The organism is Roseomonas sp. CAU 1739 (assembly GCF_039839775.1).
In the GTDB taxonomy this organism is placed as follows: domain Bacteria; phylum Pseudomonadota; class Alphaproteobacteria; order Acetobacterales; family Acetobacteraceae; genus Neoroseomonas.
In genome coordinates this window covers 273693-299489 of the sequence record NZ_JBDOQQ010000004.1, presented here as the reverse complement: position 1 = coordinate 299489, position 25797 = coordinate 273693, and the positions used below count along the sequence as shown (strand labels likewise).

General features: G+C 68.3%; 28 protein-coding genes. 14 read left to right on the top strand and 14 right to left on the bottom strand.

Features of this window, described 5'->3' with window-relative positions; genetic code table 11:
- Positions 1 to 76 precede the first annotated feature (76 nt).
- The 8 genes from AAFN86_RS09935 (at position 77) to AAFN86_RS09900 (ending at position 6925) form a co-directional block, all read left to right on the top strand.
- The gene (locus tag AAFN86_RS09935; protein ID WP_347543144.1) at positions 77 to 1054 is read left to right on the top strand and encodes an MBL fold metallo-hydrolase; all 978 of its coding nucleotides are present in this window, start codon (positions 77 to 79) and stop codon (positions 1052 to 1054) included.
- A gap of 73 nt (positions 1055 to 1127) precedes the next feature.
- Positions 1128 to 2087 carry an MBL fold metallo-hydrolase gene (locus AAFN86_RS09930; protein ID WP_347543143.1) on the top strand — a complete coding sequence of 320 codons (960 nt, stop codon included), beginning with the start codon at positions 1128 to 1130 and terminating at the stop codon, positions 2085 to 2087.
- A gap of 68 nt (positions 2088 to 2155) precedes the next feature.
- Positions 2156 to 2482: a hypothetical protein gene (locus AAFN86_RS09925; RefSeq protein WP_347543142.1), complete on the top strand. Its 327-nt coding sequence runs from the start codon at positions 2156 to 2158 to the stop codon at positions 2480 to 2482.
- A 415-nt stretch (positions 2483 to 2897) separates the two neighbouring features.
- Positions 2898 to 3533: a TetR/AcrR family transcriptional regulator gene (locus tag AAFN86_RS09920; RefSeq protein ID WP_347543141.1), complete on the top strand. Its 636-nt coding sequence runs from the start codon at positions 2898 to 2900 to the stop codon at positions 3531 to 3533.
- Entirely contained in the window at positions 3530 to 4477 is a 948-nt protein-coding gene (locus AAFN86_RS09915; protein ID WP_347543140.1) for an HlyD family efflux transporter periplasmic adaptor subunit, read from the top strand. Before AAFN86_RS09920 ends, AAFN86_RS09915 begins: the two co-directional genes overlap by 4 nt.
- Positions 4474 to 5394 (top strand): ABC transporter ATP-binding protein, encoded by a 921-nt coding sequence (locus tag AAFN86_RS09910; protein ID WP_347543139.1) that lies wholly within the window; start codon positions 4474 to 4476, stop codon positions 5392 to 5394. Before AAFN86_RS09915 ends, AAFN86_RS09910 begins: the two co-directional genes overlap by 4 nt.
- Entirely contained in the window at positions 5391 to 6530 is a 1140-nt protein-coding gene (locus AAFN86_RS09905; protein ID WP_347543138.1) for an ABC transporter permease, read from the top strand. The genes AAFN86_RS09910 and AAFN86_RS09905 overlap by 4 nt, the downstream gene beginning before the upstream one ends.
- Positions 6531 to 6616: 86 nt before the next feature.
- Positions 6617 to 6925 (top strand): putative quinol monooxygenase, encoded by a 309-nt coding sequence (locus tag AAFN86_RS09900; RefSeq protein ID WP_347543137.1) that lies wholly within the window; start codon positions 6617 to 6619, stop codon positions 6923 to 6925.
- Here the strand turns inward: AAFN86_RS09900 and AAFN86_RS09895 are convergent, their stop codons facing one another.
- Genes AAFN86_RS09895 through AAFN86_RS09860 form a run of 8 tightly spaced genes read right to left on the bottom strand, consistent with a single transcriptional unit; the run spans position 6926 to position 13418 of the window.
- Complete coding sequence (locus AAFN86_RS09895) at positions 6926 to 7294, bottom strand: iron-sulfur cluster assembly accessory protein (RefSeq protein WP_347543136.1); 369 nt, start codon at positions 7292 to 7294, stop codon at positions 6926 to 6928.
- 8 nt (positions 7295 to 7302) lie between these two features.
- Positions 7303 to 7671 (bottom strand): SUF system Fe-S cluster assembly protein, encoded by a 369-nt coding sequence (locus AAFN86_RS09890; RefSeq protein ID WP_347543192.1) that lies wholly within the window; start codon positions 7669 to 7671, stop codon positions 7303 to 7305.
- Between the two features lie 10 nt (positions 7672 to 7681).
- Positions 7682 to 8155 carry a Fe-S cluster assembly sulfur transfer protein SufU gene (gene sufU, locus AAFN86_RS09885; RefSeq protein WP_347543135.1) on the bottom strand — a complete coding sequence of 158 codons (474 nt, stop codon included), beginning with the start codon at positions 8153 to 8155 and terminating at the stop codon, positions 7682 to 7684.
- Positions 8152 to 9399, bottom strand: a complete 1248-nt coding sequence (locus AAFN86_RS09880) for a cysteine desulfurase (protein WP_347543191.1) — start codon at positions 9397 to 9399, stop codon at positions 8152 to 8154. The genes sufU and AAFN86_RS09880 overlap by 4 nt, the downstream gene beginning before the upstream one ends.
- Positions 9399 to 10679, bottom strand: coding sequence for a Fe-S cluster assembly protein SufD (sufD, locus tag AAFN86_RS09875; protein WP_347543134.1), 1281 nt, complete (start codon positions 10677 to 10679; stop codon positions 9399 to 9401). Before sufD ends, AAFN86_RS09880 begins: the two co-directional genes overlap by 1 nt.
- Before the next feature lie 8 nt (positions 10680 to 10687).
- A complete protein-coding gene (sufC, locus tag AAFN86_RS09870) occupies positions 10688 to 11434 on the bottom strand; it encodes a Fe-S cluster assembly ATPase SufC (protein WP_347543133.1) in 747 nt (248 codons plus the stop codon).
- 2 nt (positions 11435 to 11436) lie between these two features.
- Positions 11437 to 12933, bottom strand: a complete 1497-nt coding sequence (gene sufB / locus AAFN86_RS09865) for a Fe-S cluster assembly protein SufB (protein WP_347543132.1) — start codon at positions 12931 to 12933, stop codon at positions 11437 to 11439.
- A gap of 14 nt (positions 12934 to 12947) precedes the next feature.
- Positions 12948 to 13418 (bottom strand): SUF system Fe-S cluster assembly regulator, encoded by a 471-nt coding sequence (locus AAFN86_RS09860; RefSeq protein WP_347543131.1) that lies wholly within the window; start codon positions 13416 to 13418, stop codon positions 12948 to 12950.
- 132 nt (positions 13419 to 13550) lie between these two features.
- Here AAFN86_RS09860 and AAFN86_RS09855 point away from each other — a divergent pair, with 132 nt between their 5' ends.
- Complete coding sequence (locus tag AAFN86_RS09855) at positions 13551 to 14435, top strand: alpha/beta hydrolase (RefSeq protein WP_347543130.1); 885 nt, start codon at positions 13551 to 13553, stop codon at positions 14433 to 14435.
- A 32-nt stretch (positions 14436 to 14467) separates the two neighbouring features.
- Here AAFN86_RS09855 and AAFN86_RS09850 read toward each other — a convergent pair whose 3' ends face one another.
- From AAFN86_RS09850 to AAFN86_RS09830, 5 genes are read right to left on the bottom strand one after another with little or no spacing between them, the layout of a single operon-like run.
- Positions 14468 to 14917, bottom strand: coding sequence for a GNAT family N-acetyltransferase (locus tag AAFN86_RS09850; RefSeq protein ID WP_347543129.1), 450 nt, complete (start codon positions 14915 to 14917; stop codon positions 14468 to 14470).
- The gene (locus tag AAFN86_RS09845; RefSeq protein ID WP_347543128.1) at positions 14914 to 16215 is read right to left on the bottom strand and encodes a cyclopropane-fatty-acyl-phospholipid synthase family protein; all 1302 of its coding nucleotides are present in this window, start codon (positions 16213 to 16215) and stop codon (positions 14914 to 14916) included. Before AAFN86_RS09845 ends, AAFN86_RS09850 begins: the two co-directional genes overlap by 4 nt.
- A gap of 5 nt (positions 16216 to 16220) precedes the next feature.
- Positions 16221 to 17180, bottom strand: coding sequence for an ABC transporter substrate-binding protein (locus AAFN86_RS09840; protein WP_347543127.1), 960 nt, complete (start codon positions 17178 to 17180; stop codon positions 16221 to 16223).
- 49 nt (positions 17181 to 17229) lie between these two features.
- Positions 17230 to 17997, bottom strand: coding sequence for an ABC transporter permease (locus AAFN86_RS09835; RefSeq protein WP_347543126.1), 768 nt, complete (start codon positions 17995 to 17997; stop codon positions 17230 to 17232).
- Positions 17987 to 18754: an ABC transporter ATP-binding protein gene (locus AAFN86_RS09830; RefSeq protein ID WP_347543125.1), complete on the bottom strand. Its 768-nt coding sequence runs from the start codon at positions 18752 to 18754 to the stop codon at positions 17987 to 17989. The genes AAFN86_RS09835 and AAFN86_RS09830 overlap by 11 nt, the downstream gene beginning before the upstream one ends.
- A 124-nt stretch (positions 18755 to 18878) precedes the next feature.
- Between AAFN86_RS09830 and AAFN86_RS09825 the strand changes: the two genes are divergently transcribed.
- The 5 genes from AAFN86_RS09825 to AAFN86_RS09805 all read left to right on the top strand — a co-directional run bounded on the left by AAFN86_RS09825 (position 18879) and on the right by AAFN86_RS09805 (position 24090).
- Complete coding sequence (locus tag AAFN86_RS09825; RefSeq protein ID WP_347543124.1) at positions 18879 to 19793, top strand: SDR family NAD(P)-dependent oxidoreductase; 915 nt, start codon at positions 18879 to 18881, stop codon at positions 19791 to 19793.
- 311 nt (positions 19794 to 20104) lie between these two features.
- Positions 20105 to 20527, top strand: coding sequence for a hypothetical protein (locus tag AAFN86_RS09820; RefSeq protein ID WP_347543123.1), 423 nt, complete (start codon positions 20105 to 20107; stop codon positions 20525 to 20527).
- A 13-nt stretch (positions 20528 to 20540) separates the two neighbouring features.
- Positions 20541 to 22592 (top strand): acetate--CoA ligase family protein, encoded by a 2052-nt coding sequence (locus tag AAFN86_RS09815; RefSeq protein WP_347543122.1) that lies wholly within the window; start codon positions 20541 to 20543, stop codon positions 22590 to 22592.
- Positions 22593 to 22613: 21 nt separating this feature from the next.
- Positions 22614 to 23426, top strand: coding sequence for a nitroreductase family protein (locus AAFN86_RS09810; RefSeq protein ID WP_347543121.1), 813 nt, complete (start codon positions 22614 to 22616; stop codon positions 23424 to 23426).
- Complete coding sequence (locus AAFN86_RS09805) at positions 23419 to 24090, top strand: NUDIX hydrolase (protein ID WP_347543120.1); 672 nt, start codon at positions 23419 to 23421, stop codon at positions 24088 to 24090. Before AAFN86_RS09810 ends, AAFN86_RS09805 begins: the two co-directional genes overlap by 8 nt.
- A gap of 416 nt (positions 24091 to 24506) precedes the next feature.
- Here AAFN86_RS09805 and AAFN86_RS09800 read toward each other — a convergent pair whose 3' ends face one another.
- Positions 24507 to 25685 carry a mandelate racemase/muconate lactonizing enzyme family protein gene (locus AAFN86_RS09800; protein ID WP_347543119.1) on the bottom strand — a complete coding sequence of 393 codons (1179 nt, stop codon included), beginning with the start codon at positions 25683 to 25685 and terminating at the stop codon, positions 24507 to 24509.
- Positions 25686 to 25797: the final 112 nt, after the last annotated feature.

Genomic DNA, 25797 nt, shown 5'->3' with positions numbered 1-25797 from the left:
GAAAGGATTACATGGCTTGATTGATCGCCATGGACGACCATCCTCAATATGTGTTCCACCGGAGGATGACAGCACCATGGCCTTGAATCGTCGTCACGCGCTTTTTGCCGCCAGCGGGCTGGTCGCCGCGCCAATGCTGTTGCATCCGGCCGCCGTCCGGGCCCAGGTGGCGCCCGCCGCGGCAGGCCAGTCGCCCGGTTTCTATCGCTTCCGCGTCGGGGCCTTGGTGGTGACCACCGTCCATGACGGCTTCTTCGCCCGGCCGCTGGAAGGGTTCGTGCGCAACGCCCCGCTGGCCGAAGTGCAGGCCGCCGCATCCGAGGCCGTTCTGCCGACCGACCGGACCGACATACCGTTCACCATCACCTTCGTGCAGCGCGGCGACACGCTCATCGTCTTCGATACCGGCAACGGCGTGACGCCAGCAGGCGCCACCGCGGGGCGGATGATCGCCAACATGGCCGCCGCCGGCATCGACCCGGCCCGGGTGACCCATGTCGTGTTCAGCCACTTCCATGGCGACCATGTGAACGGCTTGCTGAACGGCGAGGGCGCGCGCGCCTTCCCCAACGCCCAGATCCTGGTGCCCGCCCAGGAATGGGCGTGGTGGACCGATGCCGGCAACACGACGCGCAGCCCGGAAGGCCAGCGCGGCAATTTCGCGAATGTCGCGCGCCGTTTCGGCCCCTATCAGGGCAGCGTGACGCCGTTCCAGGCAGGGGCGGAGGTGCTGCCGGGCATCACCGCCATCGCGGCGCCGGGCCATACACCAGGCCACACTGTCTTCCGCATCGCCGATGGCAGCGCCCAGATGATGTTCGTGGCGGATGTGACCAATCGGCCTGAAATCATGATGGCGCATCCCGACTGGCAGATCGTCTTCGACTTCGACGGCGACATGGCGGCGGCAACCCGGCGGCGGGTGCTCGACATGGCGGCGACCGACCGCATCCGCGTCACCGGTTACCACTTCCCCTTCCCGGCCAATGGGTATGTGGCACGCGCCGGCAATGGGTTCCGCTTCGTCCCGGCCGATTGGTCCTCCGCCGTCTGACAGCTTTGCTTGCATTCGGGCGGATCGACGCAAACTATCGATCCGCCTGAAGCAGGTAGGGGAGAATTTCACGATGCCGACATCCCGACGCGCCGCGATCGGCGCCGCCGCGGTCCTTGTTGCGCCCGCGCTGTTTCAGGTTCGAAATGTTGTGGCGCAAGGTATCAGCCCGCCCGAGATTGGCCCGGCCTTCCACCGCTTCCAGGTGGGGGCGCTGCGGGTAACGGTGGTGACGGACGGGTCCAACGTCCGCCCCGACGTCACCCGGGGCCTGGTGGTGAACGCATCGCCGGAGCAGGTGAGCGGCGCGATGAGCGCGGCCGGGATCGCCGGCCCGGCCATGCGCAACCCCTTCAACGTCACCTTCGTCGAGACGCCGCGCGGGCTGGTCGCCTTCGATGTCGGCACTGGCGGCACCGGCGCGCAGACCGGCGCGCTGCATGCGAATATGCGCGCCGCGGGGCTCGACCCCGCGCAGGTGGTGCTGATCCTGCACACCCATTTCCATGGCGACCACATCGGCGGCCTCGCCACCAATGACGGCACCGCGATCTACCCGCAGGCGGCGGTGGCGGTGCCGGAACGCGAATGGACCTTCTGGACCGATGCCGGGGAGGAATCGCGTGCCGCCGAAGGGCGCCGCCCCGGCTTCGCGCTGGTCCGCCGGCGCTTCGCCCCCTATGCGCAGCGGCTCACCCGCTTCGCCCCCGGCGCCGAGGTGGCACCCGGCATCCACGCGATCGCGACGCCGGGTCACAGCCCGGGGCACAGTTCCTTCCTGATTGCCGATGGCAACCGGCAGGCGCTGGTGATCGGTGATGCCGTCGCCACCCCAGCCTTCTTCATGGCGAATCCAGAATGGACTCCGGCGTTCGACATGGATGCGACCCTGGCGGTGGACACGCGCAAGCGCCTGCTCGACCGGGCGGCGAGCGAAGGCATGCCGGTGATCGGGTATCATTTCGACATGCCGGCGACGGGCCGTGTCGAGCGCGCCGGCAGCGGCTTTCGCCTGGTGCCTGCCACGGGCTGAGGCCAACAGGACGATGTGGCGGATGACGGGGCCGCGCGGCTAGGTTGAGTGGACAGGAGGATCCCCCGATGTCCCTCACCCGCCTGACTGCCCCGATCGTGGTCGCGGCCGGCCTGCTGGGCCTGGCCGCCCCGGCCCTCGCCGATTCCATCGATGGCCATTGGTGCACCGATGCCGGCATGCGCTTGTCGATCGCCGGGCCAAGCATCACGACCCCCGGCGGGGTGCGGATGCAGGGCGACTATGGCCGCCACGACTTCGCCTACACCGCCCCAGCCAGCGATCCGGGCGGCGGCGGGCGCGTGACCATGCGCCTGCAGGGCGAACACCTGATGCGGGTAGACGGCCCCGGCCTGGAGCCGATGTGGCGCCGCTGCGGGCCGCCCACGAGCTGAAGCCGTCCGGTCGCGGCTTCGGGGGGGCGAAACCACATCGTCCCGGACCCGCGCCGGCTTCGCGGGACCTCGATACGCAGCGTCTGCCATCGGCCATGGAGCGCGACCTGTTCCATCCTGGCCAGCCGCGTCGCCCGAACGGCCGGAGCCGATCACGGCAGGCTTTACCCCGCGCGCCGCGTGGAGGTGCTCGCTCAGCCAACCGGTCGGAGCGGCCCGCATGTGCGCGGCCGAACACAGCCCGCTCGACGGCCGTGCCGCCCGCAGGATCGGAGCCATGGTCCGTCCAATGGTCATCAGGGCCGCCCTTCTTCGCTTGCGCCTGTGCGGGCGACCTCATCGGCGCTGCGGCGGCGCTTGACGTCACTCGCTTCCCGGATTTAATGACTGTCCAGTCAGTCAATAATTGGCACCCATGCCAACCCCGCCCCGCTCCCGCCAGCGCCGCAAGGACGCCCGCCCGGCCGAATTGCTCGACGCCGCCCTCGACACCTTCCGGGAGAAGGGTTTCGCCGGCACGCGCATGGAGGACATCGCGACCCGCGCCGGCGTTTCCAAGGGCACGATCTACCTCTACTTCCCGTCCAAGGAGGCGGTCTTCGAGGCGCTGGTCCGCACCAACCTGCTGCCCGTGATCGAGCGCATCCAGGCGGCCATGGCCGTCGAGAAGGGCTCGGCCGCCGCGCAGCTGCGCCTGCTCGTCGGGGCATTCGCCCGGGCAACGGCGGATGCGCGCCTGATCGCCCTGCCGAGGCTGGTCCTCGCCGAAGCCGGCAATTTCCCGGACATGGCGCGGTTCTATCGGCAGGAGGTGGTCGGCCGCGGCCTCGCGCTGGTCGCCGGCATCCTGGACCAGGGCGTGGCGGCCGGTGAGTTCCGCGCGCTCGATAGTCAGATCACGGCGCGGCTGTTCCTCGCGCCGATGGTGCTCAGCGCGCTGTGGCGGGCGACCTTCGCCGCCGTGGAAGACGCCCCATTGCCGGCCGAGGCGGTGCTCGGCCAGCATATCGACCTGTTCCTGCGCGCCATCGCCGCGGAGCCAACGCCATGAAGCGCCACGTCTGGGTCCTCACCGCGCTGATCCTGGCGGGCTGCGACAAGCCGCCCGAGTTGGGCACCTTCCAAGGCTATGTCGATGCCGACTACCTGCGCATCGCAGCACCAGAGGCCGGCTGGCTGACCGCCGTGCCGGTGGTCAATGGTGCGACGGTCGATACCGGCGCCCCGCTGTTCACCCTGGATGACGCGCTGCAACGTGCGGCCGTGGCGCAGGCCCGCGCCACGCTGGGCCGCGCCGAGAGCGATCTCGCCGACCTGCTCAAGGGCGCACGGCCGGAGGAGATCGCCTCGATCGAGGCGCAGCTCGCGGAAGCGGAGGCCACGCTGGAACTCGCCCGCCAGCAACTGGCGCGGCAGGAGCAGCTGGCCCGCACCCGCGTCGCCTCCGAGCAGACGCTCGACCAGGCGCGCGCGGCGGCGGAGCAGGCCGAAGCGCGGCGCAATCGCATCCAGGCAGACCTCGCCACCGCCCGGCTGCCGGCGCGCGCCGACCGCATCGCCTCCGCCCGCGCTGCCGTCGAGGCCGCGCGTGCCGCGCTTGAACAGGCCGAATGGCACCTCACCCAGCGCAGCGTCGCGAGCCCCGCCGCCGGCCGCGTGGACGACGTGGTGCGGCGCACCGGCGAATGGGTGCCGGGCAGCGGCACGGTCATCAGCCTGCTGCCGCAGAACGCGACCAAGGTGGTGTTCTACGTGCCTGAGGCGCAGCGCAACGCGGTGCGGCTGGGCGATACGGTGGCGGTCGAATGCAGCGGCTGCCCGGCCAACCTGACCGCACGCGTCAGCCGCCTGGCGATGGATGCCGAATACACCCCGCCCGTCATCTATAGCCGGGAGACCCGCGCGAAGCTGGTCTGGCGCACCGAGGCGCTGCTCGCGCCCATCCCCGGCGCGCCGGCTCCGGGCCAGCCGGTGAGCGTGCGCGCCCGGCCATGACCGCGCCGGTCATCTCCGTGCGCGGCCTGACCAAGCGCTACGGCGACAAGGTGGTGGTGGATGATTTCGACCTCGATGTCGAACGCGGGCAGATCCACGGCTTCCTCGGCCCCAATGGCAGCGGCAAGACGACGACCATCCGCATGCTGTGCGGGCTGCTGGTGCCCGATGGCGGCAGCGGCACCTGCCTCGGCCACGACATCCTGACGCAATCCTGGGAGATCAAGCAGCACGTCGGCTACATGACGCAGCGCTTCAGCCTCTATGAGGACCTGACGATCCGCGAGAATCTCGACTTCGTCGCGCGGCTGTACGGGCTGGAGGGTCGGCGGGTGGTGGTGGATGCGGCGCTCGAACGGCTCGGACTCGCCTCGCGCAGCGGGCAATTGGCCGGCACGCTGTCGGGCGGGTGGAAGCAACGGCTCGCACTCGCCGCCTGCGTGCTGCACAGGCCGGACCTGCTGCTGCTCGACGAACCCACGGCCGGCGTCGACCCCAAGGCGCGGCGGGAATTCTGGGACGAGATCCACGCGCTCGCCGAAGGCGGCATGACCGTGCTGGTCAGCACCCACTACATGGATGAGGCGGAACGCTGCCACCGCATCGCCTATCTCGCCTATGGCAAGCTGCTCGCCGTCGGCTCGGTGGCGGAGGTGGTGGAGACCTCGGGCCTGTCCACCTGGCATGTCAGCGGGCCGGAACGGCGGATCGGCGCGCTGGCGCGCGAATTGGCCGGCAAGCCGGGTGTCGAGATGGTCGCCCCCTTCGGCGCGACGCTGCATGTCAGTGGCCCGGATGCGGCGGCGCTGGCCGCCGCGATCACCCCCTTCCGCGGCGAGGCGGCACTGGAGTGGAGCGCGTCCGAACCCTCGCTGGAGGATGCCTTCATCCACCTGATGGCGGGGGCGCAGCCATGAACGGCCGCCGCTTCGCCTGGCATCGCCTGGTCGCCGTGGTGGTGAAGGAATTCATCCAGATGCGGCGGGACCGGCTGACCTTCGCCATGATGGTCGGCATCCCGATCATCCAGCTGATGCTATTCGGCTACGCCATCAACGCCGATCCGCGCAACCTGCCGATGGCGGTGCTCAGCCAGGACAACAGCCCCTTCGGGCGGGCCATCGTCGCCGGGCTGCAGACCAGCACGTATTTCCGCGTGACCGTCATCGCGCAGGATGCGGCGGAGGTCGATCGCCTGCTGGCGCGCGGCGCGGTGCAGTTCGCCGTGGAAATCCCCCCCGGCTTCGGGCGCAACCTGATGCGCGGGGATCGCCCGGCACTGCTGGTGATGGCCGATGCGACCGACCCCGCGGCGACCGGCAATGCGGTCGGCGCGCTGGAGCGCATCATCGATAGCGCCCTCGCGCCGCTGCTCGACGGGTCCCTGGCCAGCCTGCAGCGCGGCCCCGGCGCCGTCGATCTGCGCGTGCAGCGCCGCTACAACCCCGAGGGCATCACCCAGTACAACATCGTGCCCGGGCTGATGGGCACCATCCTGACCATGACCATGATCATCATGACCGCGCTCGCCATGACGCGCGAACGCGAGCGCGGCACGATGGAGAACCTGCTGGCGATGCCGGTGCGCCCCGCCGAGGTGATGTTCGGCAAGCTCGCGCCCTTCATCCTGGTCGGCGGCGTGCAGGTGGCGGTGATCCTGTCGGCCGCGACGCTGGTGTTCGGCGTGCCGATGGTGGGGCAGCCCGGCGTACTGGCGGTAGGGCTGCTGGTGTTCATCGTGGCGAACCTGGCGGTGGGTTTCCTGTTCTCGACGGTCGCCCGCAACCAGCTTCAAGCGATGCAGATGAGCTTCTTCTTCTTCCTGCCCTCGATCCTGATGTCGGGCTTCATGTTCCCCTTCCGTGGCATGCCGGGCTGGGCGCAGGCGCTGGGTGAGGCGCTGCCGCTGACGCATTTCCTGCGGGTGGTGCGCGGCGTGATGCTAAAGGGGAACAGCCTGGCCGATAGTTGGGTCGATATCTGGCCGATGCTGGTGTTCCTGGCCGTCGTATCGGTGCTGGCACTGGCGCGGTATCGGCAGACGCTGGATTGATGTCCGCCTTTCGATGACCTCCGAGGTCATCGTCTCAGCCTGCGGCGTCGCTATCCTGGTCACCGTGCGGATGGGGATAGCGGGACATGAGCGTCGCCTACGTGATCGGCTTCAACGTGCGGCCACAACAGCGGGCTCGCTTCATGCGGCTATTGACCGGCGTGCTGGATGCCATGCGCGAGGAGGCGATGTTCGTCTCCGCCACGCTGCATGCGGATCCGCAGAACCCGGACCGCTTCCTGCTGCATGAGATCTGGCGTGACCACCAGGACGTGCTGGATGTGCAGCTGGCTCGCACCTACCGGCAGGCCTGGCATGAGGCGCTGCCGGAGTTGCTGGACGGCCCGCGCGACGTGTCGATCTGGACGCCGATCCGCTCGGACCGGCGCGACTGATCAGACGTGGAAGGATTCGCCGCAGCCGCAGCGGCCCTTCTCGTTCGGATTGGTGAAGGTGAAGCCGGCGGTCATCGCCTTCACCTCGTAGTCCATCACCGTGCCGATCAGGAACAGCGTCGCCTTGCGGTCGATCAGGACGGTCACGTCCTTGTCCTTGATGACTTCATCGCTCGGCGCCGCTTCATCGGTCCAGGACAGGTCGTAGGACAGGCCGGAACAGCCCTTGGTCTTGACGGCGATGCGCAGCAGCTTGCCGTGCTCGCCCTTGGCATACAGCGCACGCAGGCGATCGGCCGCGCCATCGGTCAGCGTCATCAGCGGCGGCAGGGCGCGGCGGGCGCGCGGGGCTTCGATGGAGGTGTTCATCTGCGGCCTCAGTACATGTTCAGCGCGAGACGGGCATCCTCGCTCATGCGGGATTGATCCCAGGGCGGATCCCACACGACCTCGACCTGCACGTCGGAGACGCCGTCCACGGCACGGACGACTTCCTCCACCTGGCTCGGCAGTTCCTGGGCGGAGGGGCAGGCCGGCGTGGTCAGCGTCATCTCGACCTTGACCGTGCCGTCATCGGCAATCTCGATCGCGTAGATCAGGCCGAGCTGGTAAATGTCGACCGGGATCTCCGGATCGTAGACGGTGGAGATGGCGGCGATGACGGCGTCCTCGCTGATCTTCGGCGCGGGCGGCTTCACCTCCCCGTCCGGCGTCCAGGCGGCGCGGGTCTCGGGTGGCGTGTTCATGGTGGCGTCTTCACTCACTGCTCGCCTCCTTGGTCCCGTCGAGCGCGGCATTCAGCGTATGCCAGGCCAGCGTCACGCACTTCACCCGAACCGGTGCGTTGTGAATCTTCTCGAAAGGCGCAAAGCGCTCCAGGTCCTCTTGGAGACCCCCTTCGCAATGCGGGCACTGACCGGTCATCACGTACGTGCGAACTTTGTCGCTCAGCTCCCGCGCTTCTGTGAATGACTTCCCCTTCAACACCTCGGTCATCAAAGAAGCACTCGCGAGCGAGTGCATGCAGCCATTCCCAACGAACGCCGCATCGCAAATACGCCGCTGGCCATCAGTCTTTAGGTACAGAGCGATCCGATCCCCGCACATCGGATTATCGCCACGGGCGGCGAGGTCAGCATCATCAATTTTCCGGCGGTTCCGCGGGCGGCCACCGTGGTCTTTCACTATTTCGCCATACAACTCAGTGACGTCGCCGAAGAAGTCACTCATCGGAAGAACTCCCGTGCTTCGGTCAGCGCCTGGCTGAGCAGGTCGATCTCGTCCTTCGTCGTGTAAAGGCCGAAGGAAGCGCGCGTTGTGCCATTCTCGAGCCCGAAACGGGTGTGCAGGGGTTCGGCGCAATGACGGCCGGCACGCACGGCGATGCCGGCGCGATCCAGCAACGTCGCAAGGTCATGTGGATGCACGGTGTCCAGCGCAAAGGCAAAGACACCACCGCGATCCTGCGCGTGGCCAAGCAGCGTTAAGCCAGGCACTTGGGCGAGGCGCGTCGTCGCGTGGTCGACCAGGCTGCGTTCATGCGCCTCGATCGCCGGCATGCCGATGGCAGTGACGTAGTCGATCGCGGCGTGCAGGCCGACCGCCTCGATGATCGCGGGCGTGCCGGCCTCGAACTTCGCGGGCGGTGGCGCCCAGGTCGATTGCTCGAAGGTGACGGAGGCGATCATGTCGCCGCCGCCCAGGAAGGGCGGCATGCGATCGAGATGGTCCAGCTTTGCCCACAGCACGCCGATCCCGGTGGGGCCGTACAGCTTGTGGCCAGTGAAGCAGTAGAAGTCGCAGCCGATCGCCCGCACGTCCACGCGCCGATGCACCGCGGCCTGTGAGCCATCCAGCAGCACTTTCGCACCATGGGCATGCGCCATGGCAACGATGCGTTCGACCGGCGTGACGGTGCCAAGCACGTTCGACATATGCGCGATGGCCACCAGGCCGACCTTGCCATCGGCAAGCTTCGCCTCAAGGTCGTCCATATCGAGTTCGCCGCTGTCGGTCACGCGGCAGACACGCAGTTCGTTGCCGCGGTCGTCGCGCAGCATCTGCCACGGCACGATGTTGGCGTGGTGCTCCAGTTCGGAGATCAGCACCGCCTGCCCGGGCTTCATCACGCCGCGACCCCAGCAATGGGCGATCAGGTTCATCGCCTCCGTGCTGTTCTTCGTGAAGACGATCTCGCGCGCATCGCCGGCATTGATGAAGCGCGCCGTCGCTTCGCGCGCCGCTTCATAGGAGTTCGTCGCCAGTTCAGACAGGCGATAGGCGCCGCGATGGACATTCGCGTAGGCCGTTTCCATGCAACGGACCATGGCGTCGATCACGACGCGCGGCTTCTGCGCGCTCGCGCCGGAATCGAGGAAGACCAGCGGACGCCCGCGCGCCTGCGGCTGCGACAGGATCGGGAAATCCTGCCGGATGCGCACGACGTCGAAGGGGACGGGCGCCAGCGTGTCCATCACGCGGCCACCCCCTGGCGCGACCACCAGGCATCGAGCGCGCGGGTCAGCGCCCCACGCAGGGTTTCATCCGTCACGGTCTCCACCGCCTCATGCAGGAAGGCCTCGACCAGCATGGCCTTGGCCTGGGATTCCGGAATGCCACGGGCGCGCAGGTAGAACAGGCTGTCGGCATCGAGCGCACCGACCGTCGCGCCATGGCTGCACTTCACGTCGTCGGCATAGATCTCAAGCTGCGGCTTGCTGTCGATCTCGGCATCCTCGGACAGCAGCAACGCCTGGTTCATCTGGTAGCCGTCGGTCTTCTGTGCTTCCCGGCGCACCAGAATCTTGCCCTGGAAGACACCGCGGGCGCGGCCGGCCAGCACCGTCTTGTAGGTCTGCCGGCTGGCGCAATCGGGGGCGGCGTGGTCCAGCGCCGTGGTGGTGTCCACATGCTGGCCATCGGCGGCCATCTGCGCGCCGTTCATGTGGCAGGCGGCCTTTGGGCCGGTCAGCGCGGCATGGATCTCGTTGCGCGTCAGCCGCGCGCCGGCGGCGACGGTGAAGTTGTCGTAGGTGCCGCCCGCGCCGATCGTCGCGTAGATGGTGGACAGGTGGAAGACGGTCGCTTCCTCCTGCAGCATGCGACCATGGGTCAGCGTCGCGCCCTCGGCGACCTCGATCTCGAAGACCGGATTGTGCAGGCACTGGCCGCGGCCCGTTGCCGTCTCGATCAACGTCAGCGACGCGCCGGCACCAAGGCGGATCAGATGGCGCGGATGGAAGGCAAACGGACGGCCCGGATCGATGGCGATGGAGACGAGTTCCAGCAACCCAGCATCCACACCGTCCGGCACGTCGAGAAACAGGCCGTCCTCAAACAGCATGGTGTTCAGGGCGGCGAGCGGTTCGCTTTCCGGCTTGGCCAGGGTGCCAAGATGCGGTTCGGCCTCGTTCAGGTTCTGCGCCAGGCCGAGCGCGCGGCACTGCAGCCCGTCCAGCGTGGACAGGTCCGCGCGAAAGCGGCCATCGACGAAGATGGCGCGATGCGGGGCATTGGCGACCGGCAGCGCCAGCGCGCCTTCGACCATCGTCAGGGGCTCGGCGAAATGCGCCTGCGCGACGGCGCCGAGGTCGGTGTATTTCCACTGCTCGACACGGCGGGTCGGGAAGCCGCGCGCGGCGAAATGCACGGCGGCATCGGCGCGCAGCGTGTTCAGCCAAGGCTTGCGGGCGCCGGGCAAATGGTCCTTCAGCCCTTCGTAGCGGGCGAGGAAGCCCGCGGCACCAGTGGGCACCGCCGCCGTCATGCCGCGGCCTGGACGGACGCGTAGCCCTGCGCCTCCAGCTCCCTCGCCAGGTCCGGCCCGCCGGATTTCACGATGCGGCCCTGCATCAGCACATGCACGCGGTCCGGCACGATGTAGTCGAGCAGCCGCTGGTAATGGGTGATGACCAGCGCCGAGAAGCCCGGCCCGCGCATCGCGTTCACGCCATCCGAGACGATCTTCAGCGCATCGATGTCGAGCCCGGAATCCGTCTCGTCGAGGATCGCCATGGAAGGCTGCAGCATGGCCATCTGCAGGATCTCGTTGCGCTTCTTCTCGCCGCCGGAGAAACCGACATTGACGCCGCGCTTCAGCATGTCCTCGGGCATCGACAGCGCCTTCATCCGCTCGCGCGCCACCTTGAGGAACTGCATGGCGTCGAGCTCGCTCTCGCCGCGCCCCTTGCGGATGGCGTTGAGCGCGGTGCGCAGGAAGGTCGCATTGCCCACGCCGGGCAACTCCACCGGATACTGGAAGGCGAGGAACAGGCCGGCGGCCGCACGTTCCTCGGGTTCCATCGCCAGGATGTCCACGCCGTTCAGCGTCGCGGAGCCGGCCGTGACCTCATAGCCCTCACGGCCTGACAGGACGTAGGACAGCGTCGACTTGCCCGACCCGTTCGGGCCCATGATGGCATGCACTTCGCCGGTCGGCACTTCGAGGTCGATCCCCTTGAGGATCTCCTTGCCGTCGATTTCGGCGGTCAGTCCTTCGATCTTCAGCATGGTCAGCCCACGGACCCTTCAAGAGAAATCTGCAACAGCTTCTGCGCTTCCACCGCGAATTCCATCGGCAGTTCCTTGAGAACCTCGCGACAGAACCCATTGACGATCAGCCCCACCGCCTCTTCCTGCGTCAGCCCGCGCTGGCGGCAGTAGAACAGCTGGTCCTCGGCGATGCGGCTGGTGGTCGCTTCGTGTTCCACCTTGGCGGAGACGCAGCGGTTCTCGATGTAGGGCACGGTATGCGCGCCACACAGGTCACCGATCAACAGGCTGTCGCACTGGGTGAAGTTGCGTGCGCCCGTCGCCTTCGCGCCGATGCGCACCAGGCCGCGATAAGTGTTCTGCCCGTGTCCCGCGCTGATGCCCTTCGACACGATGGTCGACTTGGTGCGCGGCCCGATATGGAACATCTTCGTGCCGGTATCGGCCTGCTGGTAGTTGTTGGTGATGGCGACGGAGTAGAACTCGCCCACCGAATCCTCTCCCTGGAGGATGCAGGACGGGTACTTCCAGGTGATCGCCGAGCCCGTCTCCACCTGCGTCCAGGAAATCTTGGACCTCGCGCCGCGGCAGGCCCCGCGCTTGGTGACGAAGTTGTAGATGCCACCCTTGCCCTCGGCATCGCCAGGGTACCAGTTCTGCACCGTGGAATACTTGATCGTCGCATCATCCATCGCGACCAGCTCGACCACCGCCGCGTGAAGCTGGTTCTCGTCGCGCATCGGGGCCGTGCAGCCCTCCAGGTACGACACATGCGAACCGGCGTCGGCGATGATCAGCGTGCGCTCGAACTGCCCGGTGGATTTCGCATTGATGCGGAAATAGGTGGACAGTTCCATCGGGCAGCGCACGCCCTTGGGGATGTAGACGAAGGACCCATCGGTGAAGACGGCACTGTTCAGCGCGGCGTAGAAATTGTCGCCCTGCGGCACCACGGAACCGAGGTATTTCTTCACCAGATCGGGGTGCTCCTGCACCGCCTCGCTGATCGAGCAGAAGATGATGCCTTCCTTGCCCAGCCGCTCCTTGTAGGACGTGGCGACGGAGACGCTGTCGAACACCGCATCCACCGCGATCGGCATGCGCCCGGCAGCCGGCGTGCTGCCCGCGCCCTCGACCCCGGCCAGGATCTCCTGTTCACGAAGCGGAATACCGAGCTTAGCGTAGGTCTTCAGCAATTCCGGATCGACCTCGTCGAGCGACTTCGGCCCGACCTTCTCCTTCGGCGCGGCGTAGTAGTAGCTGTCCTGGTAGTCGATCGGCGGATACTTCACCGCGGCCCAGCGCGGCTCCTCCATCGTCTTCCACACGGCGAAGGCGCGCAGGCGCCATTCGAGCAGCCATTCAGGTTCGTTCTTCTTGGCGCTGATGAAGCGGACGATGTCCTCGTTCAACCCCTTGGGGGCGAACTCCATCTCGATATCGGTCTCGAAGCCCCACTTGTAGGTGGACTCCGTGACGGACTGGACGGTTTCGATCGTCTCGGTGACGGCGGGCATTGGTGTTCTCCGTCCTACTCGGCGGCAACGTAAGGCATGTGCCGCTCCGCGGCGGGTTCAGGGTGGGCCACGATGGCCGGCGCGCCCGCAAGGTCGGCAATGGAAATGCCGGACAGCGCCCGGCGGATGGCATCGTTCACGGGGTCCCACCGGCCGCGCACGGGGCAACGGTCTTCCGCATCGCAAAAGCCGGCGGCATTGTCCACGCAGGCCGTCAGCGCGATGGGGCCGTCTATCGCCGTGATCACCTCGGTCAATGGCATCTCGGTGAGTGGACGCGTCAGGCGATAGCCGCCCAGGGCACCGCGCCGCCCTTCGACCAGCCCGGCATGGGACAGGGTCTTCAGGACCTTCGACACGGTCGGCTCGCCCAGCCCGGTGGCAGCGGCGAGGCCCGGGGCCGTCAGCACTCCCCCCTCCTCGGCTTCTTCCAGCCTGGTCAGCACCACCACGGCGTAGTCGGTGAGTTTCGACAGCCGGAGCACGGCCGTTGCCCTCCTGAAATAGGACCCATTTGGTCCGGATTGCAGATGCGCTCGGGGGCCACCGAAGTCAAGGCGCCTGGACGGACCGGCTTGCCGCCCGCATCCTGCACGTCGAACCTTGGGACAAGCAGCATGCCGACGATCCGGACCGATGATGGCGTGGACCTCCATTATGAGGAGGCCGGGTCCGGCATCCCGATGGTCTTCGTGCATGAATTCGCCGGCGACAGCCGGTCCTGGGAGCCGCAGATGCGGTTCTTCGCCCGGCGCTACCGCTGCATCGCCTTCAATGCGCGCGGCTATCCGCCTTCCGCCGTGCCGTCCGATCCGCGCGCCTATTCGCAGGATCGCGCGACGGATGACATCGCCGCGGTGATCAAGGGGCTGGACCTGGCACCCGCGCATGTCGTCGGGCTGTCGATGGGTGCCTTCGCAACGCTGCATCTGGGGCTGCGGCATCCGGGGCTCGCGCGCAGCCTGGTTGCCGCCGGCGTCGGCTATGGCGCCGCACCGGGCAAGCGCGACCAATTCCGCGCCGAGACGGATGGCGCCATCGCCCGCATCCGTGCCGAGACCATGGCAGAATTCGGCAAGACCTACAGCCGCGGCCCGACGCGCCTGGTGTTCGAGGAAACCGACCCGCGCGGCTACGCCGAATTCCAGACACAGCTCCGCGAGCATTCGACCGAGGGTTCTGCCCTGACCATGCAGGGCGTGCAGCGCGAGCGTCCGTCGCTGTTCGACCTTGCCGATGGCTTCGCCGCCTACACCACGCCGACGCTGGTCATCGCCGGTGACGAGGACGACCCCACCCTGGAACCGGCGCTGTATCTGAAGCGCACCATCCCCACCAGCGCGCTGCTGGTGATGCCCAAGGCGGGGCACACGATGAACCTGGAGCACCCGGACGCCTTCAACCGGGCAGTGCTGGATTTCGTGACGCAGGTGGATGCCGGGGCGTGGCGCCGGCGCATTCCGGAAAGCCAAAGCGGGTCGATCATCGCGGCGAAGCCGTAGCGCCGGGCGTTGCGGCGCCGGCATGCGCCGCATCAGGTCTTCCGCTTCATCCCCTCATGGCTCGCCACGAAGCCGAGGGATTCGTAGAAGCGCTTCGCATCGCCGCGGGATTTGTCGGTTGTCAGTTGCACCAGCCGGCAGCCGCGCGCGCGGCATTGTTCCATGACCCAGTCCATCATCTGCCGACCGAGGCCACTACCGCGCTGGTCGGCGGCGATGCGGACGCTCTCGACCTGCCCGCGCCAGGCACCGCGATGGGAGATGCCGGGGATGAAGGTGAGTTGCAGGCAGCCGACCAGCCGCCCGCCCACCTCCGCCACCGCCAGCAGCTGATTGGTATCCGCCGCGATGGCGGCGAAAGCCGCGTCATAGGCGGGATCGCCAGGATTTTCGCGGGCCGCGCCCAGCACGTCATCGGCGAGCAGCGCGACGATGGCCGGGACATCGGCCGCCGTGGCTGCGCGGAAGACAGCCCCGCTCATGCGTAGAGGTCCCCACGGGTCGGCGGCATGCCGGACGCGCCGCGCGCCCGCTTCGTCGCGACGGTCTGGAAGATGCCGATGGTGCCGCGCTCGAAGCCCAGGCAGACGCCGGCCAGATAGAGCAGCCACAGCCGGGTCTTGGCGGCACCCACCTCGGCTTCGGCGGCTTCGCGATTGGCGAACAGGCGTTCGGTCCACAGCCGGCAGGTGCGGCCGTAATGCTCGCGCCAGCCTTCCACGTCATGCACCTCGAAGCCGCCGGCCTCCAGCGCATCGACCGTGCCGCCGATGTGGTCCAGCTCGCTGCCCGGGAAGACATAGTTGATGATGGCGCTGTATTCCGGGCGCTTCTTGCGGAAGTCGCGCTCGGTCTTCTTCATCGGCCGGGTGATGGCGTGGTGCAGGTAGATGCCGCGTGGGCGCAGCAGGGTGCGGATCTGCTGGAAGTAGCCGGCGCGATTCTCCAGCCCGACATGCTCGAACATGCCGATCGAGGCGATCTTGTCGAACTCGACGTCGGACAGGTCACGGAAGTCGCGCAACTCGATCGTCACGCGGTCCTGCAATCCCAGCCGCTTCACCTTCTCCACCGCGAAATCATGCTGCGCCTGGGACAGCGTCACGCCATGGGCGCGCACGCCGTGATGCTGCGCGGCATGGCAGACCAGCCCGCCCCAGCCGCAGCCGATGTCCAGCATGTGCTCGCCGGGCTTCAGCCGCAGCTTGCGGCAGATCATCTCCAGCTTGGCCTTCTGCGCCGTGACGATGTCGGCCTGCCAATCCGGGAAGTAGGCGCAGGAATAGACCATCTCGGGGTCGAGGAAGAGCGCATAGAAGTCGTTCGACAAGTCGTAGTGGAACTGCACCAGCGCCTTGTCGTCGCGCCCTTGCGCCAGTTTCGCCGCCTGGGCCCCGCCATAGGCATGCCCCGCGCCGCCGCTGCCCGGCCCGAACAGGAAGGGCAGCAGCGTGCGCGCAGCGAGCAGCTTGTTCAGCCGCCGGCCGATGCCGCGCGTGGAACCGCCACCCAGCCGCGCCGAGAGGTCGAGCAGCGTGCCGCCCTCAAGGTCCACCGCCCCTTCGGCGATCAGCTCGACCACCGTGGTCAGGCGCGGCCGGCGGACCAGTCGCGTCAGCGCGGCCGGCGTCGCGATGGACAGCACGAGGTCGCTCCGCGCCGACGGCGCAAGCGCGACCAGCCCCCCATCCCACAGCCGCACCGACAGGTCGATCGGTGCGACTTCGGCGATATGGGCAGCAAACCGCCGCAGCGCAGCGAGCCGGCGATCCTCCGCCATCGCGATCAGATCCGCACGCGGTCCGGCGCGACCCAGCGCATCGGGTCGGCCCAGATCACGTCGGCGGTGGTGACCGGCCGGTCCAGCCGGTTCATTCCGCGCAGCTGGTCGATCGCCAGCTGGATATTCGCCACGCTGTCGGGCGTGAGGTTCATGCGGTAGCCGACCTTGGTCATCAGCTCCGCGACCAGGGCGCGATCCTGGCGCAGGAAGCGCGCCACCTGGCGAACCGCTTCCTCGCGGTTGGAATCGAGGAAGTCGCTCGCCTGGATGAGCGCGCGCATCAGCCGCTCGGTGACGGGACGGTTTTCCGTCGCCCAGGCCTTGTTCATGTAGATGTAGTTGCGGACGATCTGGATCGACTCGTTGTTGACCAGGATATGGGTGTTGGGGATGGCGCGCTGGGCGCGGGTCGGCCAGGGTTCCCACACGGCGAAGGCGTCGATGTTGCCGCGCTCAAGGGCTGCGACCATTTCCGGCGCCTCGACATTGACGATGGTGTAGTCGGCCGGGTTCAGGTTCAGCTTGGCGACGACGGACAGCCAAAAGGTCTCGGACCCGGTGCCGCGTGCGACGCCGACGCGCTTGCCCTTCAGCTCCTCCATGGTGGTGATGTTGCGCCCCAGCACGCTGATCCAGCGCAGCAGGGCCACGCCCTCGGCCACCGCCACCACATTGGAGTCGCGTACATTGGCCGAGACGCCGGCCTGTTCCGCGCCATAGGCGGAGGCGATCTGGTTGCCGATCAGGAAGGCGACCATCGCCGAGCCGGACGGCCCGGTATTGACCGTGACGTCAAGCCCGTTGCGCTCGAAGAACCCGCCTTCCTTGGCAACGTAGAAGGCGGCGAAGGACGGATCCACGCCGGTGGCGATGGTGAGGCGCGTCGGCGCCTGCCCGGCGGCGGGCAGCACATACGCGCCTGCGGCCGCGGCCGGCAGTGCCAGGATGGAGCGGCGGTTCATTGCGGTTCTCCCCAGTTGGTCGGTCGATGATGCCATGCCGAAGGCATGCTCAGACGGTGGCATTGAACCGCCCGGCGAAGATGCGGATGAGGAAGCGGAACACCCGGTCGGTGGCGAAGCCGAGCAGCCCGAGCGCCACCAGCGCGACGAAGATGTCCTCGATCTGCATGAACAATCGCGCATCCCACAGCAGCTTGCCCAGCCCGTCATTGGACGCGATCAGTTCCGCTGCCACGATGGTGACGAAGGCATTGGCCATCGCGAGCCGCATGCCGGTCAGGATGTAGGGCACGGTGGCCGGCAGCGCCACCAGGGCGAAGATCTGCAGTCGCGACGCGCCAAGGCACTGCGCTGCGCGGATCTTGTCCCGCCCCACCGCGCCGACGCCCGCCGCCGTGCTGATGACCACGACGAAGACGGTGGTGTAGGCGATCAGGAAGATCTTGCTCTCCTCGCCGATGCCGAACCAGATCACCGCGACGGTGATCATCGCGACGGCGGGGATGAAGCGGAAGAATTCCGTCCACGGCTCCAGCAGCCAGCGCACGATGCGGAAGGATCCGATGGCGAGGCCTATGGGAATGCCGATTGCCGAGCCCAGCAGGAAACCCTGCATGATGCGCCGCATCGACGCGACGATCTGTTCCTGCAGGATGTTGTCCTCGATCAGCACGATGGCCCGGTCCAGCACGGGGCCGGGCGGCGGGAACAGCACGGATTTCACCAGCAGCGTCGCCGCCAGGTGCCAGACCAGGAACAGCAGCGCGAAGCCGGCGACATAGCCGGCGACGGTTGCGAGGCGGCCTTCAATGCGCACCGTGGATCTCATCATGGATCAGGGCGTGGACACTGCGGAAGGCCGCCATGAAGGCATCCGAGGTGCGTTCGCGCGGAAATGGCAGATCGACCGGCACCACTGCCTTCAGCGTGCCGCCGGGGCCGCGCTTCATCACGCCGACGCGCGTCGCCAGCGCCACGGCTTCCTCGATGTCATGGGTGATGAACAGCACGGTCTTGCGGGTCTCCGCCCAGATGCGCGACAGCTCGCCCTGCAGCACGGCCCGCGTCATCGCGTCCAGCGCGCCGAAGGGTTCGTCCATCAGCAGCATGCGCGGGTCGTTGGCCAGGGCACGGGCGATCTGGATGCGCTGCTTCATGCCGCCCGAGAGCTCCGACGGGTGCTTCGCCCCCTGTCCGGTCAGACCGACCATGTGCAGGTAGTGTTCCGCCTTGGCACGGCGATCCCGGCGGCCCAGGCCGCGCAGGCGCAGCCCAAAGCCTATGTTGTCGAGCGCGGTCAGCCAGTCATACAGGCTGTCATGGCCCTGGAAGACCACGCCCCGATCGGCGCCGGGGCGTTCGACCGGGGCGCCGTCCAGCAGGATGCGCCCGGCCGTGGGCTGCTCGAATCCCGCCACCATGTTCAGCACCGTGGTCTTGCCGCAGCCCGACGTGCCGAGCAGGCAGAAGAACTCGCCATCGGCGAGGTCGAGCGAGAAATCGCGCACCGCCTCCCACGCGCCGGTCCGGCCACGATAGGTCTTGCCCACGCCTTGCAGCGATACCAGCGACACGACAGCCCCTTTTGCCCGACCCGCCCATGTTAGGGCCGGCCGGCATCCGGGCAACCCGGCTTCACGGCCCGCGGGGGCGGGTCTAGAAGGTTAGGAGGCTAAGGACCTAGGAGGGAACGCCGTTATGCCGAACATGCTCGAGGGCAAGGTCGCGATCGTCACGGGGGCCGGCAACGGCATCGGGCGCGAGATCGCGATCATGATGGCCGGCCAGGGGGCCAAGGTCATCATCAACGACGTCGGCGCCTCGGTGTCGGGTGAAGGCCAGGATGCGACGCCGGCCCAGCAGACCAAGGCGATCATCACGCAGAACGGCGGCTCGGCGGAGATTTCCCCCGACAGCGTCGCGACCTGGGCCTCCGCGCAGAAGATCGTGCAGGCCGCGATGGATCATTTCGGCCGTATCGACATCGTCGTGAACAATGCCGGCATCCTGCGCGACCAGATCTTCCACCGCATGACGCCCGAGGAATGGGACGCGGTGATCGCCGTCCACCTCAACGGGTCCTTCTATGTCTCCCGCGCCGCGGCGACGCATTACCGCGCGCAGCAGTCCGGCGCCTATGTCCACATGTCCTCGACCTCCGGCCTGATCGGCAATTTCGGGCAGGCGAACTACTCGGCGGCGAAGCTCGGCATCGCAGGGCTGTCGAAGTCCATCGCGCTCGACATGTCGCGTTTCGGCGTGCGCTCGAACTGCATCGCGCCCTTCGCCTGGTCGCGCATGACCGGCACCATCCCGGCGGAGACGCCGGAGCAGAAGCGCCGCGTCGAGCGCATCATGCAGATGACGCCCGACAAGAACGCGCCGCTCGCGGTGTTCCTGGCCTCCGATGCGGCGAAGGACGTGACCGGGCAGATCTTCTCCCCGCGCATGAACGAACTGTTCGTCTACAGCCAGATCCGGCCGGTCAAGTCGGTGCATCGTTCGGAAGGCTGGACGCCGGAGGCGATCGCGGAATACGCGCTACCGTCCTTGTCGCAGGCCTTCTCGAAGCTCGAGCGGTCGGGCGACGTGTTCTCCTGGGATCCGATCTGAGGGATCGCGGTCCATTTCATGGTCCGCCGAAGCCGTTGTCTGCCGCAATCGCCGGCGCGCGCATCCGCGCGCTTGGCTGATCGTGCCCTCAAGCGCCGGGCGCGCGCATTCGCGCGCTTGGCTGGCGCGCCATGCACCGGCGCACTTGCGACGGCGGTCGGTTGGGGCGCGGTCGCGCTGTGCGCTCCCGGCCCGATGCCCCGCATCGGGCCGCAGGGGCGCATTGACGGGTCGTGCCTGTGACTGCCCGGTGGGCCATGGCGCTGGCGTTCTGCGCCATCGCCTGGCCTGCCGCGTCACAGGACGCCTTCGTGACCGTCAGGCCGTCGGCGGCCGGGAACGTCCCACCGGTGGTGCTGGACGCAGTCCAGCGCATGCCACCGACCGCCGCGCTGGAGGCACCGCTGCGCGACGCCGCCTGCGTATTCGCCCCGGTCGCGCGGCATCTCGACCGGCTGCCCGCCGCCACCCCCTGGGTGCGCCCCGATGCCGTGGTGGTGTTCGGCGGCCTTCCGGGCCTCGCACCGGGCAGCCGCGCCGCGGTGCTGCGCCCGACGCGCGAATTGCTGGCCCGGGCCGCGACGCGCGACCGCATCGCCGAGGGTGGCATCACCCTGCACGACATCGACCTGGACCTGCTGCCGGCCGATGCACCAACACCCGCCTTCCTTGCCATCCATGTCGCCCCGCCCGCGCAGCCCCCAGAAGGCTGTGTCGCCCAGGGGCCGCGCTGAACCGGACCGATCCATGACCGCCCTGGCCCCTGCCCTGCTCAATCCCCGCCGCATCGCGCTGGTCGGCGCTTCCGCCGACGCCACGCGGCTGACGGCGCGCGCGCAGGTCTATCTGCGCAAGCACGGCTTTGATGGGGATCTGTATCCGGTGAACCCGCGCGCCGAGACGATCCTCGGCGAGAAATCCTACCCGTCGATCGCCGCCATCCCGGGCCCGGTCGACCTGGCCTATCTGCTGCTGGCGACCGAGCATGTCGAAGGCGTCATCAACGATGTCGCCGCCAAGGGCATCCCGGTCGCCTGCATCCTGGCGGATGGCTTCGCCGAGGCCGGGCCCGAAGGCATCGCACGGCAGGAACGCCTGCTGGCCACGGCGAAGTCTGCCGGGGTGCGCATCCTCGGGCCTAATTCGATGGGGCTGATCAACCTGAACGCGCGCACCGCCTGTTCGGTGAATGCGGCGCTGGAGGCGGAAAGCCTGCCCGCCGGGCGCCTTGCGTTGGTGTCGCAGTCCGGCTCGATGCTGGGTGCCATCATGGCACGCGGGGCGGCGCGGGGCCTCGGCTTCTCCCATCTGATCAGCACCGGCAACGAGGCCGACCTGACGGCCAGCGAGATCGCCGGGCTGCTGGTGGATGATCCGCAGGTGGATGCCATCCTACTGTTCCTCGAAGCCATCCGCCGCGCCGACCTCCTGGAGGAGGCCGCGCGGCGCGCGCATGCCGCCGGCAAGCCGATCATCGCCTACAAGCTCGGCCGGTCATCCTTCGGGGCGGAACTCGCCAACAGCCACACGGGCGCGCTGGCAGGATCCGATGCCGCCGCCGACGCCTTCTTTCGCGCCAACGGCATCGCCCGTGTCACGATGATCGAGGCGCTGCTGGAAGCACCCGCCCTGTTCATCGGCCGCAAGCCGATCGCAGCACCCAAGCGCGCCGTGTCGGTGATGACGACGACCGGCGGCGGCGGGGCGATGGCCGTCGACGCACTCGGCGTCGCAGGCATCGAGACGCGCGCGCCCAACGAGACGGCCGTGGCGGGCCTGAAGGCCGCCGGCCTGCCGCATCACGGCCGGATGATCGACGTGACGCTGGCGGGGACGCGGGCGGACAAGGTGCAGGCGGCGCTGACCGCGCTGGCGGCCGATCCGGATACGGACCTCGCATTGTCGGTGGTCGGATCGTCGGCGCAGTTCCGGCCGCATGACGCGGTCGCCGGCATCCTGGGCGCGGCGAAATCCGGGGTCGGCAAGCCGATCGCCGCCTTCCTGGTGCCGCAGGCGGATGTGTCCCTGCGCATGCTGGGCGAGGCCGGCATCCCCGCCTTCCGGACGCCGGAATCCTGCGCCGACGTGATCCGCGCCTTCTTCGACTGGCAGGCGCCGCGCGCCGTGCCTGTGGCGGCGGCCGTCGTGCACAGCCTGCCGGCGCGGCCGGATGAAGCGGATGCCCGCGCGCTTTTCGCCGCGCTCGGACTGCCCGGCGCAACCGCCGTGATGGCGACGCCGGAGGCGGTGCCGGAGGGCATGCGCTACCCGGTCGCATTGAAGATCCTCTCCCCCGACCTCGCCCACAAGACGGAGGTCGGCGGGGTGATGCTGAACATCCCCGATGCTGTCGCGCTGAGGACGGCGGCGACGGAGATGCTGGCCCGCGTGACGGCGAAGGCCCCGCAGGCGACCATCACGGGCTTCCTGGTGCAGCCGATGGCCAAGGGTCTTGCCGAGGCCATCCTCGGCTTCCGCCGCGACCCCGAAACCGGCCCCATCGTGCTGGTGGGCGCCGGTGGCGTTATGGCGGAACTGCATCACGACATCGCCTTGCGGTCCGCCCCGGTCAGCGAGGCTGAGGCCCGCGTCATGATCGAGGAGGTGAAGGGGCTGAAGCCGCTCGCCGGCTGGCGCGGGCTGCCGAAAGGCGACCTCGATGCGCTGACCAGGGCGATCGTGGCCGTATCGCGCCTCGCCGCGGTGGCGGAGGTTGCGGAAGCCGAGATCAACCCGCTGATCATCCATGCCGAGGGCCAGGGCGTGACCGTCGCCGATGCCTGGGTGGTGCGGGCCTGAACGGAAGCGCAGGATACGCCGATGACACCCGCCGACCTGATCCGCGCGCGCTACGGCGCCCTGCCCTTTGACCCCCCGGCGGAGATCCCGCCGGCCCTGGCCGCCCTGCTCGACCGCCGGGTGACGCGGCGCTACCGGGCGGAAGGCGTCGCCGACCCGCTGCTCGACACCGTGCTGGCGGCGGCACAGTCGGCGCCGTCGAAATCCGACCTGCAGCAATTCTCCATCATCGTCACGCGCGACGCGGCGAAGATCGCGAAGGTGGCCGACTGGATCGGCACCATGCCATGGATCAAGGACGCGCCGGTGCTGCTGCTGTTCTGCGGCGACATGCGGCGCGGCCAGCAGGCCTGCGCGCGGCACGGTCGGGCGCATGCGAACAACAACATGGATACCTTCCTCAACACCGCGGTCGATGCGGCGCTGGCGATGGGCATGGCGATCGCCGCCGCCGATGCGGCGGGGCTGGGGACCTGCCCGATTTCCTATGTCCGCAGCCATATCGAAAAGGTCGGTCCGATCTTTGGCCTGCCGGAGGGTGTCTATCCCGTCGCCGGCCTCACGCTCGGCTGGCCGGAAGCGCGCAATGAGCCGACGCCGCGCCTGCCACCTTCCGTCGTCATCCATCGCGAGACCTATGACGATAGCGACCTGCCCGCAGCGTTGACGGCCTATGACGCGCTGCGCCCGAAGCAGAAGCCGCGCTATCCGGAGATCCATGGCGCCGCCCCGGAAGGCTGCACCTGGTCGGAGAATTCGGCGCGGCAATTGTCGGTGCCGGAACGCTTCGGCTTCCGCGCCTGGTTGCGGCTGCGGGGCTTCGCGCTTGACTGACCCGAAGGCGGACAATCCCGGCGGCGCCGATGCGGAAGGCCATGCGCGCCGTATTGTCCGCCCGCGCGACGCCGCCAGCCTGATCGTCTGGCGCGTCGGCCCGCAGGGCCCGGAAGTGCTCATGGGCCAGCGCCACGCCAAGCACCGCTTCATGCCGGATGTGATGGTATTCCCAGGCGGGCGGGTGGACCCCGACGATCATCGCCAGCCTGCAGTCAAGGAACTGCTGCCCGCGACACGCGGCATGCTGGAACGCCGCGCGACGCCGGCGCGGGCGCGCGCCATTGGCATCGCCGCCGTCCGCGAATTGTTCGAGGAGACGGGGCTCGTGCTCGGGGAGCGGCGCGGCGACGATGTCGCGGCCGATCTCGGCGCGCTGCACTATGTCTGCCGCGCGGTCACGCCGGGCGGACGGCCGATCCGCTTCAATGCCCGCTTCCTGTGCGCTCCGGCCGAGGCGGTGCATGGCGAGATCGCCGGTTCGGGGGAGTTGGAACGCCTGGGCTGGTTCACGCCCGAACAGGCGCATCGCCATCGCGTGGCGGACATCACCGGCAAGGTTCTGCTGGAATTCCTCGACTGGCTTGAGATGTCGCCACGCAGGCGCGCGTCACGGGCGCTGATCGTGTTCCGGGGCATGGACAACCGGCACCTGGAACGGTGAGGCGCATGGTCTGATCGGGACGAACCAGAGGGGCGTTGCCGCAGACGTGCCGGGACAGGATCGCGGTGCGTAAACCGGATTGGGCTTCGCCCCCTCCGCACCCCCCCACCAAAGGCATGGAGTGTGATTGGTTCACATTCGTCCACCAATCCCGCTCCGCCCTATTGTTTGGCCGCCCTACTCGGGCTTCCGGTGCATTCGCACCCTACGGTCATCATGATCCAAGGTCGTTGGAAACCTCCACTTCATACCAGGTGCGATGCGCGGTCCCAGCCATGACGATTGCCTTGGGCATGACAGCCGGATCCGGGCATTGATGCTGCCCGCGCCGCTCGGCGCCAAGTCCCCGCGGTCCAGGGGGCCGTAGCCCCCTGGCGGGGTGGTCTGGAGGGGCGGCGCCCCTCCATCCCTTCCCATCACACCCTGCCGCACACCGCGCGCCGGTGCCGCGCCACCACCTCATCCCGCAGCGCGATGCCGAGCCCCGGCTCATCGCGCACCGCGAGCATGCCGTCGCGCACATCCAGTTCCGGCGCGCGATCCACATAGGCGAAGTGATCCGGGTGCCGGAACGGATACAGTTCCTGGATCAGCACGCTCGGCAATGACGCGCTGAGTTGCAGCCCGGCGGCATTCAGCACCGGCCCGCCGCAGATATGCGGCGCGACACGGACGTTGAACGCCTCGGCCATCGCCGCGATCTTCTTCGTCTCCAGTATGCCGCCGGTATTGCCGAGGTCCGGCTGCGCGATATCCACCGCCTCATGCTCGAACAGCTGGCGGAAGCCGTAGCGGCTGGTGACGCGCTCGCCTGCCGCGATCGGCATCGGGACGTTGTCGCGGACGCGGCGGATGCCGGCCGGATCCATGGCGTCGGAGGGTTCCTCGAGGAACAGGATGTCGTGCTCGGCGAAGCGATGGGCGAGGCGGATCATGTCGCCCGGCGTCACCTCCCCGCTCACGTCCAGCATCAGCTCCACATCGGGCCCGATGGCGCGGCGCACGGCCGCGACGCGCGCCACGGCGAGGTCGGCGTCGGCACGTTCCAGATGGCGGCCGGAGACGTGGCGCACGGTGGTGAAATCGTCCCCTGCCGACTTGGGATTGGCGAGCGGATACATCTTCAGCGCCGTCCAGCCCTGGTCGATGACGCGGCGGGCGGCGTCGGCGAATTCGTCCGCGCTGCGGGCGGTGAAGGACCAGCCGTTGCAGTAGGTCCGCAGCGTGTCGCGGCACTTGCCGCCGATCAGCTCATAGACCGGCAGACCCAGCGCCTTGCCCTTGATGTCGAGCAACGCGGTCTCGATCGCCGAGATCGCGGCATAGGTGACCGACCCGCCGCCCTTGGCCCAGAAGGAATGGTCGTACATTTCCTGCCACAGATGCTCGACCGCGAAGGGGTCCTGGCCGAGGATCAGGTGGTTCACCAGGTCCTCGATCATGCCGGCCGCGCCCAGCGCGCCGATGGCGAAGCCGACAGCCGCTTCTCCCACGCCGGTGACGCCGGCATCGGTGTGCAGGCGCAGGACAGGCTGGCGTTGTGCGCCGGCGGGGACGACGAAGACCTCCGCGCCAGTGATCCTGAGGCCGCTCATCGCGCGCGCCCCGCTGCACGCCGGCGGCGCGCCAGTATCCATGCCGCCGCAAGGGTCAGCCGGTCGCGGCCAGTTATCATCGTCGATCTCCGGAGGGCTTCGATCGACGCCA